Annotated in this window: 10 protein-coding genes; 3 read left to right on the top strand and 7 right to left on the bottom strand. The window is 73.0% G+C overall.

Annotation, left to right across the window (positions count from 1 at the left end; translation table 11 throughout):
* Positions 1-419 precede the first annotated feature (419 nt).
* A complete protein-coding gene (gene tyrS, locus Cco03nite_RS07285; protein ID WP_203690068.1) occupies positions 420-1,703 on the bottom strand; it encodes a tyrosine--tRNA ligase in 1,284 nt (427 codons plus the stop codon).
* A 94-nt stretch (positions 1,704-1,797) separates the two neighbouring features.
* Here tyrS and Cco03nite_RS07280 point away from each other — a divergent pair, with 94 nt between their 5' ends.
* Together Cco03nite_RS07280 and Cco03nite_RS07275 are read left to right on the top strand one after the other, a co-directional pair.
* Complete coding sequence (locus tag Cco03nite_RS07280; RefSeq protein WP_203690066.1) at positions 1,798-2,352, top strand: hypothetical protein; 555 nt, start codon at positions 1,798-1,800, stop codon at positions 2,350-2,352.
* Between the two features lie 76 nt (positions 2,353-2,428).
* A complete protein-coding gene (locus Cco03nite_RS07275) occupies positions 2,429-3,073 on the top strand; it encodes a hypothetical protein (protein ID WP_203690064.1) in 645 nt (214 codons plus the stop codon).
* Positions 3,074-3,191: 118 nt separating this feature from the next.
* Here the strand turns inward: Cco03nite_RS07275 and Cco03nite_RS07270 are convergent, their stop codons facing one another.
* Entirely contained in the window at positions 3,192-3,836 is a 645-nt protein-coding gene (locus tag Cco03nite_RS07270) for a DNA-3-methyladenine glycosylase (RefSeq protein WP_239167178.1), read from the bottom strand.
* Positions 3,837-3,908: 72 nt separating this feature from the next.
* Here Cco03nite_RS07270 and Cco03nite_RS07265 point away from each other — a divergent pair, with 72 nt between their 5' ends.
* Positions 3,909-4,817, top strand: coding sequence for a hypothetical protein (locus Cco03nite_RS07265; protein ID WP_203690060.1), 909 nt, complete (start codon positions 3,909-3,911; stop codon positions 4,815-4,817).
* Positions 4,818-4,901: 84 nt separating this feature from the next.
* Here Cco03nite_RS07265 and argH read toward each other — a convergent pair whose 3' ends face one another.
* From argH to argB, 5 genes are all read right to left on the bottom strand, one after another.
* Complete coding sequence (argH, locus tag Cco03nite_RS07260) at positions 4,902-6,314, bottom strand: argininosuccinate lyase (protein WP_203690058.1); 1,413 nt, start codon at positions 6,312-6,314, stop codon at positions 4,902-4,904.
* Between the two features lie 110 nt (positions 6,315-6,424).
* Positions 6,425-6,961, bottom strand: a complete 537-nt coding sequence (locus tag Cco03nite_RS07255) for an arginine repressor (protein WP_203690056.1) — start codon at positions 6,959-6,961, stop codon at positions 6,425-6,427.
* Between the two features lie 58 nt (positions 6,962-7,019).
* Positions 7,020-7,958: an ornithine carbamoyltransferase gene (argF, locus tag Cco03nite_RS07250; RefSeq protein ID WP_203690054.1), complete on the bottom strand. Its 939-nt coding sequence runs from the start codon at positions 7,956-7,958 to the stop codon at positions 7,020-7,022.
* Positions 7,955-9,244, bottom strand: coding sequence for an acetylornithine transaminase (locus Cco03nite_RS07245; RefSeq protein WP_203690053.1), 1,290 nt, complete (start codon positions 9,242-9,244; stop codon positions 7,955-7,957). Before Cco03nite_RS07245 ends, argF begins: the two co-directional genes overlap by 4 nt.
* Positions 9,241-10,152: an acetylglutamate kinase gene (gene argB, locus Cco03nite_RS07240; RefSeq protein ID WP_203690051.1), complete on the bottom strand. Its 912-nt coding sequence runs from the start codon at positions 10,150-10,152 to the stop codon at positions 9,241-9,243. The genes Cco03nite_RS07245 and argB overlap by 4 nt, the downstream gene beginning before the upstream one ends.
* Positions 10,153-10,190: the final 38 nt, after the last annotated feature.

The following is a 10,190-nucleotide window of genomic DNA, read 5'->3' as shown; positions in this document are numbered from 1 at the left end:
GCGCCGTCCAGGTCTCCCTGGCCGCCTCCGGGGCAACTCATCCAGCTTACCCATCCGGCCGTTCCGTGTCAAATCCGAATTTTCGGATCTGTCCGGCTCGTCCGTTTGGACACCCCCGAGCACGCAGGACCGCTGAGGTCCGTACGAGGTTCGAGGAGAACCAGCGACCCGGCCGACGGTCCCCTCCGAGAAGACTCTCGGCGAACTCATCCGCCCGGCTCGTCACCGGCTCGGTAACCATACCCGGTTGGTTTCGTCCGATCAAATCGGCCCCACCCGGTGCGCTCCGGCCTCTTTGCTCCGACCTTCCGGTCTCGGCTGTTTTGTCCGTTCCGCGCTGGCAGAGAGAACATTACGCGGGACGCGCCACCGCCCGCAAATCGGGGGGACGCGTCCCGCGTCACATCATGGTCAACTGCCTATTTCCGCAGCTCAGCACCCGCGATGGTCTTCTTGCCACGGCGCAGCACCAGGTACCTGCCGTGCAGCAGCAGCTCCGCGGACACCGGGGCGTCCGCGTCGGTCATGCGCTCGTTGTTGACGTAGGCGCCGCCCTCGGCGACCGCGCGCCGCGCCTCGCCCAGGCTCGACGCCAGGCCCGACTCCTTGAACAGCACCGCCACGCTCGGCAGCTCGTCGACCTCGACCAGGCCGGCCTCCGCCAGCGCCGAGCGCAGCGTCGACGGGGCCAGGTCGGTCAGCGCGCCGCGGCCGAACAGCGCCTGCGAGGCCGTGATGACCTGCTCGCACTCGTCCTTGCCGTGCAGCAGCGTGGTCAGCTCCTCGGCCAGCGCCCGCTGCCCGGCCCGCGCGAACGGCCGCTCCGCGGTCTCCTTCGCCAGCTCCTCGATCTCCTCGCGGGACCGGAAGCTGAACACCTTCAGGTAGTTCACGATGTCGGCGTCGGCCGCGTTGAACCAGAACTGGTAGAAGGCGTACGGGCTGGTCATGCCGGCGTCCATCCATACCGACATGCCTTCGGCGCTCTTGCCGAACTTGGTGCCGTCGGCCCGCGTGATCAGCGGGGTGGTGAACGCGTGCACGCCGCGCACGCCCTTGCGCCGGTTGAAGTCGACGCCGGCGATGATGTTGCCCCACTGGTCGGAGCCGCCGTGCTGCAGTGTCACGCCGTAGCGCTCGTGCAGCTGGTAGAAGTCGTGCGACTGCAGGATCTGGTACGCGAACTCGGTGAAGCTGATGCCGCTCTCCAGCCGGGCCTTGACCACCTCGCGGGCCAGCATCTGGTTCACCGGGAAGTGCTTGCCGACGTCGCGCAGGAACTCGATCGCCGACAGCGGCGAGGTCCAGTCCAGGTTGTTGACCATGCGGGCCGCGTTCGCGCCCTCGAACTCGAAGAACGGCTCGACCTGCCGGCGGATCTTGTCCACCCAGCCGGCGACGGTCTCCTCCGAGTTCAGCGAGCGCTCGCCCTCGGCCTTCGGGTCGCCGATCAGCCCGGTCGCGCCGCCGACCAGCAGTACCGGAATGTTCCCCGCCTGCTGGAGCCGGCGCGCGGTGAGCACCTGCACCAGGTTGCCGACCTGGAGGCTGGGCGCGGTCGGGTCGAAGCCGACATAGAACGTCACCGGCCCCTCGGCCAGGTGCTTGCGCAGCTCGTCCAGGTCGGTGGAGTCCTGCAGCAGGCCACGCCACTGCAGATCATCGAGGATGTCCGTCACGCCGTCGATTGTCGCGCATCGCATGAACCGGCCGACAACCGGTTTCCCCACCGCCGGGCCGGGCGGCGCCGCCCGGCTACAGTCATCGCCGCTGGTCAGCACCTGGGAGGAGGAGGCCGTGGGTCGTCACCACGTCGGCCGTCGCCGCCCCTGGCTCGTCCCGTCGCGGCCCGAGACCCCGTTCGACCGGCAGTTCCGGTACGGCGTGGCGGTGGGCACCCTGCTGCTCGCGGTGTTCGTGGCCACGCAGGCCGCGCTGGCGGTCGACGGCGTACGCGCCGAGCGGGGCGGCCGGGCGGGCACGGTCACTCCGGACGGCTGCACCGTGGCGGGCGGGCGACAGTCGCTGCTGTTCGCGCGCTGGCGCTGTGCGGGCACGTTCGTCGACCGGGAGCTCGGCGCCGCGTACCCGGTGGAATTCTTCTGGAACGCCAGCGAGCGGCCGCGCGGGCCGCTGGCGGCACGGGTCAGCGCGGGCGGATCGGCCGAGGCCTGGCTCGTCGGCGACCGGGCGTGGCTGCGGCCCGGCGCGCTGACGGCGCTGCTGCTGGTGCCGATCGGGATCGGCGCAGTGTCGGTGGTCCGGGTCGCCCGGGACCTGTTCCGGCGGTCGCGCAGGCGCTCGGCGGCGGCCGGCGCGCCCCGGGAGCAGACCGCGTCCGGGCGCCCGTGAACCTGGCATGATCGCGCGGTTGCGGCGATCGGGAGGCGGGCATAGCGCGGGCATGGAACTGTCGTTTCTTCGCGCCATGTATGAGATCCCCGGCCCGTGGGCGTCGCTGTACATCGACGGGACCGACCACACCGAGGCGACCGCCGCGGCACTGAAGCTGCGCTGGCGGGCCGCCCGGGAGACGCTGCTCGACGAGGGCATCGACGAGCCGACCCTGCTCGCGCTGGAGGGGGCGCTGGCCCAGTACCGCCGCCCGCGCGAGCGGCACGGCCTGGCCGTGTTCGCCGCGCAGGGCCGGGTGCACTACGCCGAGGCGATGCCGGAGCCGCTGTGCACCGACAGCGCCGAGATGGCCCCGCTGCCGCACGTGACGCCGCTGCTGGCCAAGCGCGACGGCGAACCGCTGCCGGGTGGGGAGCCGGCCGCGTCGGGCGTCGCCGACACCCTGGCCGCGTTCGAGAACCGGCAGGTCGAGGCGCTGCTGCTGGATCCTGCGGCGCTGGCCAAGGCCCGGGTGTGGATCGGCGACTCGCCCGCCGACCTGTCCGCGAGCGAGGAGCGGCTGCGGCAGCTGGGGGCGTCCCGGGCCCATCCGGTACGCGCCGAGGATGCGCTGGTTCGCGCCGCGGTGCTCAACGACGCCGAGCTGATCATCGTCAACGCCGCCGAGGTGCGGCTCGACGAGGGCGTCGGCGCCGTCCTCCGCCCCGACCCCGCCTGACCACCCGCGCTTCCCCTCCCACCCGCCCCGCTCCCTACGCCCACGCCCCACGTCGTCATTGACGTTGGCCTATGACATCGAAAAACTCGCGCTCGGATTCGATGAGATAGGCCAACGTCTACGCCGAGCGGGGTGGGGGTGAGGGTGGGGTCCCCGGGGTGGGGGTGCGGAGGCGGGGGGTGTGGCGGCGGTAGGGGCTCACCGAGGGCTCGCCGTGGAGCCAGAAGCGCCACGGGCGGTCGTGCGCGGCGGCGACGCCCACCCGGGGACCCGATCTGATCAGGTCCGGCGACACGGCCGCCGCCGGGATCAGCCGCGCCGGTCCCGTCCCGTCGAGCAGTGACGTGCGGTTCGCGGACCCGTCGATGCCCAGCGCCATGGCCAGCCGCGCCGGCCCCCGGGCCAGCTCGCGGTCGGCCATCGGGCCGCGGCGCTCGCGGGCCAGGTCTGCTCCCCCGACGACCGCGCCCGCGCGCAGCAGCACCGCGGCCGCCTCGCCCGGGTGGCCGGCGGTGACGTTCATGCACCAGTGCATGCCGAAGACGAAGTACACGTACAGCACACCTGCCGGGCCGAACATCACCGAGCTGCGCGGGGTGGGGCCGCGGTGGCTGTGCGAGGCGGGGTCCTCGCCGACGCCCGCGTACGCCTCCACCTCGGTGATCCTGACCCGCACCCCGTTGGCTTCGAGCTGCCAGCCGAGCAGGCCGCGGGCGGTGTCGGTGACCTGTGCGGCGGGCGCGTCGAGCAGCGAGTAGTCCACGCCACCAGGGAACTCCCGCTCACGCCGGTTTGCCAAACCGGCGCTGTCGTACCCGTGCGCGAACATCGGCGGATGTCGACTGTCTTCACGCGGGCCAGGGAGTTCGTGTTCGAGCAGGGGCGTCCGCTGGACCGGGCGCGGCTGCGGTTCCACTTCGAGTCCGGGCCGGCCCGGGTGGTGCTCGACGAGCTGGTGTCGTACCAGAACGACGACGGCGGCTTCGGGCACGCGCTGGAGCCGGATCTCCGTACCCCCGTGTCCTCGGCGGTGGCGACCTGGTGCGCGTGCACGGTGCTGCACGAGATCGGCGCGGGCGTGGACGAGCCGCTGGTCCGCCTCGCCGTCGGCTACCTGGTGGACACGTATGACGCCGCGGAGCGGCGGTGGTGGATCGTGCCGCCCGAGACGGAGGACTCTCCGCGCGCGCCGTGGTGGACGTACGCCGACATCGGCCGCACCTTCGACGGCTGCCTGCTCAACCCGACCGCGGGCCTGGCCGGGGCGCTGTGGGAGTACCGGGAGCTGGTCCCGCCCGCGCTGCTGGCCGACCTGACCGAGGCGGTGCTGACCCGGCTGGAAGGCGGCGTGGACGGGCTGAGCCGCAGCGACCTGACCGCGGCGGAGCTGTTCGCCGGGGCGCGGAACCTGCCCGACGCGGCGCGGCTGCGGGCGCTCGACGCGATGCGCCGGGCCGCCGCCAGGCTGGTCGAGAACCGGCCGGAGGCGTGGACGGAGTACCTGCTGCAGCCGCTGGACGTGGCGCACACCCCGGATTCGCCGCTGTCGCCGGCGGTGGACCGGTCGTCGATCGCGGCGAACCTGGACTACCTGCTGGACCGGCAGCTGCCGGACGGGTCCTGGCCGCTGACGTGGAGCTGGGCCGAGGTCGACGCCGACGCGTGGCTGCTGGCCGAACGCGACGCCAAGGGCATCGTCGCCGTCGACCGCCTCCTGACCCTGCGCGCCTACGGCCGCCTCTGACCCGACCCACCCTCCGCCGGGCAACCACGCCGGCCACGCGCGGCGGCCGGCCGTCCCCTGCGCCGGAGGGTGGGCCGCGGCGGGTCAGTGGGGGACGACGGATTCGGCGGACCAGGTGTGCCAGGTCTTGAGTTGGTCGGTGACCGAGGCGAGCTGGTCGGCTACGGGGCCGGGGCCGGTGGAGCCGGGGGTGGTGCGGGCGGCCAGGGCCGACTTGACGGTGAGCACGTCGCGGACCGACGGGTCCAGGTGCTCGCTGACCGTGGCCAGGTCGGCGTCGCTGACCTCGTGCAGCTCGCATTCGCGCACCGAGCACAGGGCCACCAGCTTGCCGGTGATCTCGTGCGCGTCACGGAACGGCACGCCCTTGCGGACCAGCCAGTCCGCCACCTCGGTGGCCAGCGAGAAGCCGACGGGCGCGGACGCGGCGAGCCGGTCCACCCGTACCGTCATGGTGGAGATCATCCCGGCGAGCGCGGGCAGCACGAGGGTGAGCGTGTCGACGGCGTCGAAGACGGGCTCCTTATCCTCCTGCATGTCCCGGTCGTACGTCAGGGGCAGGCCCTTGAGCATGGTCAGCACGTTGACGAGCCCGCCGATGAGGCGGCCGGCCTTGCCCCGGGCCAGCTCGGCGATGTCGGCGTTCTTCTTCTGCGGCATGATCGACGAGCCGGTCGCGAAGGCGTCGTCCAGCTCGACCCAGCCGAACTCGTACGACGTCCAGAGCACCACCTCCTCGCCCAGCCGGGACAGGTGCACGCCGAGCAGCGCGGTGATGAACAGGAACTCGGCGACGAAGTCGCGGTCGCTGACGGCGTCCATCGAGTTGGCGAACGAGGTGCGGAAGCCCAGTTCCTTGGAGACCGCGCCGGGGTCCAGGGGCAGGCCGGAGCCGGCCAGGGCGCCCGCGCCGAGTGGGCTGACCGAGGTGCGCTCGTCCCAGTCGCGCAGCCGGTCCAGGTCGCGCAGCAGCGGCTGTACGTGGGCGAGCAGCCAGTGGCCGAAGGTGACCGGCTGGGCGTGCTGCACGTGGGTCAGGCCGGGGGCGGGGGTGTCGACGTGGCGGCCGGCCTGCTCGGTGAGCGCGTCGGCGAGTTCGGTGATGCGCCCGGCCAGGTCGCGGGCGTGGTCGCGCAGGTACAGGCGCAGGTCGGTGGCGACCTGGTCGTTGCGGGACCGGCCGGCGCGCAGCTTGCCGCCGAGGGCGCCGAGGCGCTCCAGCAGGCCGCGTTCGAGGGCGGTGTGCACGTCCTCGTCCTCGATGGTGGGCCGGAACGTGCCCGTGGCGACAGCGGCGTCGAGGTCGTCGATGGCGGCGAGCATCTTGCCGAGCTCGTCGGGGTCGAGCAGGCCGGCGGCGGCCAGGACGCGGGCGTGGGCGCGGGAGCCGGCGAGGTCGTACGGCGCGAGCCGCCAGTCGAAGTGCACGCTGACCGACAGCCGTGCCAGTGCCTCGGCGGGTCCGTCCGCGAACCGCCCTCCCCAGAGCCGGGTCATGTCTGTTCCGTCCTTCTCGTCATTGGTCGATCATGAACTTGTACCCGTGACACGCCGTCGAACCGTGCCATAAGTTCATGATCAACGGGGTCGAGCGCGCGGGGGGTGGGTCAGGTGAGGTCGGGGTCTTCGATGAGGTCCAGGTCTTCGGTGGTGGTGTCGAGGCCGGCCCAGGTGGCGAACTTGGCGGCGAGGGCTTCGCCGCCGGCGGGGTCGCGGGCCACGACGAAGATGGTGTCGTCGCCGGCGATGGTTCCCACGAGATCCGGTAGGCCGCTGCGGTCGATGGCGCTGGCCAGGTAGTGGGCCGCGCCGGGCGGGGTGCGCAGGACGGCGAGGTTGCCGCTGTGGTCGGTGCCGTTGAGGACCTCGCGGAGCAGGCGGATCAGGCGGGCGGGGCCGATGGCGGCGGGGCGCAGGGCCGGGTGGCCGTCCTCGGGAATGAGGTAGACCGCGGGGGCGCCGTCGCGGCCGCGTACCTTGACCGCGCCCAGCTCCTCCAGGTCACGGGACAGGGTCGCCTGGGTGACCTGCACGCCGTCGGCCGCGAGCAGCTCGGCGAGCTGGGTCTGCGAGGTCACGGCGCCGCTGCGGATCAGCTCCTCGATCCGGGCGTGGCGTGCGGTGCGCGTCATCGGCGCGGTCATGCCTCAACCTCCGTCCGCTCTGGCGTCTCATGTGCACCGTAAGGCATGGCGGTCCGCCTCACGCGTGCTCCATGAGGAACGTCAGCAGCGCCTTCTGCGCATGCAGCCTGTTCTCCGCCTGGTCGAAGACCGCGCTCGCCGCACCGTCCATCACCTCGTCCGTGATCTCCTCGCCCCGGTGGGCGGGCAGGCAGTGCAGCACGATCGCGTCCGGGTCGGCGTGGCCGAGCAGCGCGGCATTGATCTGGTACGGCAGGAACGGGGTGATCCGGTCCAGGCCGTCCCCCTCGTGGCCCATCGAGGTCCAGGTGTCCGTGGCGATCACGTCCGCACCGGAGACGGCGTCCTTGGCCTCGGTGTACTCGGTGACCGAACCGCCGGTGCGGGCCGCGACCTCGGCGGCCTGGGCCAGGATCGCCCGGTCGGGGGTGAACCCGAACGGCCCCGCGATGCGCACGTGCATGCCCGCCACGGCCCCGCCGAGCAGGTACGAGTGCGCCATGTTGTTGGCGGCGTCGCCGACGTAGGTCAGCGTGCGCCCCTGGGTGTGGCCGAGCCGCTGCCGGACGGTCTGCAGGTCGGCCAGCACCTGGCAGGGGTGGAAGTGGTTGGTCAGCGCGTTGACCACGGGCACGGTCGCCGCGGCGGCCAGCTCCTCGATCCGGGTGTCCTCGAAGGTCCGGATCACGATCGCGTCGACGTAGCGGGACAGCACCTTCGCCGCGTCGGACATGGTCTCGCCCCGGCCGAAGTGCGTGTTGGTGGCGTCGATGAGGACCGCGTGCGCGCCGAGTTCGGAGATGCCGACCTCGAACGACACCCGGGTGCGCAGCGACGGCTTCTCGAACAGCACGGCAATCGACTTGCCCGCCAGGGCCTTGTGGTGCCCGCGCCGGTTCTCGGCGTACTCCTGGGCGAGCGTGAGGACCCGGTCCTGCTCGGCGGAGGTCAGGTCGTCGTCGCGCAGGAAGTGCCGTCTGCTCGTCGGGGCGGTCATGCGGAGGCTCCGGTCTCGGTCAGGGACCCGGCCTGCGCGACGATCGCGGACTGCGCGGGCGGGGCGGCGGTGTCGGGCTGGGCGGATGTCGCGGGCGCGACGGCGTCGAGGGCGGCGCCGAGGGCGGCCAGGAACGCGTCGGCCTGGGCGCTGGTGAGGATCAGCGGCGGAGCGAGCCGGATCACGTCCGGCTGGGCGGCGTTGACGATGAACCCGGCGTCCAGCAGCGCCTTCTGCAGGGCCGGGGCGGCCGGGGCGGTGAGCACGATGCCGAGCAGCAGGCCGGCGCCGCGTACGCCGTCGACCAGCGGGTGGCCGAGCGCCTCGACGCCCCGCCGGATCCGCTCGCCGACCCGCTTGACGTGGTCGAGCAGGCCGTCTGCGGCGATGGTGCGCAGCACGGCCAGGGCCGCGGCGCAGGCCACCGGGTTGCCGCCGAAGGTGGTGCCGTGCTGGCCCGGGGTGAACAGGGCCGCCGCGCCGCCCCGGTGCGACTGCGCGAACGCGCCGTCGGCGAACGCGATGGTCGCGCCGATGGGCAGGCCGCCGCCGAGGCCCTTGGCCAGGGTGATCACGTCGGGCGTGACGCCCTCGGCCTGGTGGGCGAACCAGTGCCCGGTGCGGCCGATGCCGGTCTGCACCTCGTCGAGCACCAGCAGCGCGCCGTGCCGGGCGGTGATCTCCCGGGCCGCGGCGAGGAAGCCGGGCGGGGCCGGGACCACACCCGCCTCACCCATGATCGGCTCCAGGATGACCATGGCGGTCTGGTCGCTGACGGCCGCGGCCAGGGCCGCGGTGTCGCCGTACGGGATGTGCGTGACGTCGCCCGGCAGCGGCCGGAACGGGTCGGCCTTGGCGGGCTGGCCGGTCAGCGCCAGCGCGCCCATGGTGCGGCCGTGAAACGCCTGCTCGCAGGCGACGACGTGGGTGCGGCCGGTGCGCCGGGCCAGCTTGAACGCGGCCTCGTTGGCCTCCGCGCCCGAGTTGGCGAAGAACACCCGCCCGGGGCGGCCGGTCAGCGCGAGCAGCAGCTCGGCCAGCGCGACCGGCGGCTCGGCGACGAACAGGTTCGACACGTGGCCGAGCTGCGAGATCTGCTTGGTGACCGCGGCGACGACGGCCGGGTGGCCGTGGCCGAGCGCGTTGACCGCGATCCCGGACAGCAGGTCGACGTACGAGCGGCCCGCCTCGTCCACCACGACCGAGCCCGCCCCGCTGACCAGCGCCAGCGGCGGGGTGCCGTAGTTGTCCATCAGCGACTGCTGCCACCGCTGCGTGAGCGTCATGGCTTCTCCCCGCTCGTGTCGTCGGCGCCGGGCCGCATGGTCTGGTCATCGGGGACGACCATGGTGCCGAACCCCTCGTCGGTGAAGATCTCCAGCAGCGTGGAGTGCGGGACGCGCCCGTCGACCACGGCCGCGGACGGCACGCCGCCCCGGACCGCGCGCAGGCAGGCCTCCATCTTGGGCACCATGCCCGCCGACAGGGTCGGCAGCAGCGCGTCCAGCTCCTTGGCCGTCATCTTCGAGATGAGGCTGCTGGTGTCGGGCCAGTTCGCGTACACGCCGGGGACGTCGGTGAGCACGATCAGCTTGTGCGCGCCCAGCGCGATGGCGAGCGCGGCGGCGGCCGTGTCGGCGTTGAGGTTGTGCGCCACGCCGTGCACGTCCGGGGCGACCGTGGACACCACGGGGATGCGCCCGGTCGCGAGCAGGGCGTCGATCAGCGAGGTGTCGACGCTGAGCACGTCGCCGACCTGGCCGATGTCGACCGGCTCGCCGTCGATCACGGCCGGGCGGCGTACCGCGGTGAGCAGGCCCGCGTCGTCGCCGGCCAGGCCGACCGCGTGCGGGCCGTGGCCGTTGATCTCGGTGACCAGGTCCTTGCCGACCGACAGCAGCACCATGCGCACCACGCTCATCGCCTCGGCGGTGGTGACCCGCAGGCCGCCCTTGAACTCCGAGGCGATGCCCATCCGGTCCAGCATGGCCGAGATCTGCGGGCCGCCGCCGTGCACCACGACCGGGCGCAGCCCGACGGCGCGCAGGTAGGCCATGTCCGCGGCGAACGAGGCGCGCAGCTCGGGCGTGGTCATCGCGTGGCCGCCGTACTTGACCACGATCGTCTCGCCGTGCAGCCTCGTCAGCCACGGCAGCGTCTCGACCAGCGCGGCGGCCCGTTGCTCAGGCGTCATGCCTTCTCCTCGCTGCGCTCGTCGGCGGCATGTGCACC

This window comes from Catellatospora coxensis, assembly GCF_016862635.1.
GTDB lineage: Bacteria > Actinomycetota > Actinomycetes > Mycobacteriales > Micromonosporaceae > Catellatospora > Catellatospora coxensis.
This window is presented reverse-complemented; position numbering and strand designations above follow the sequence as displayed.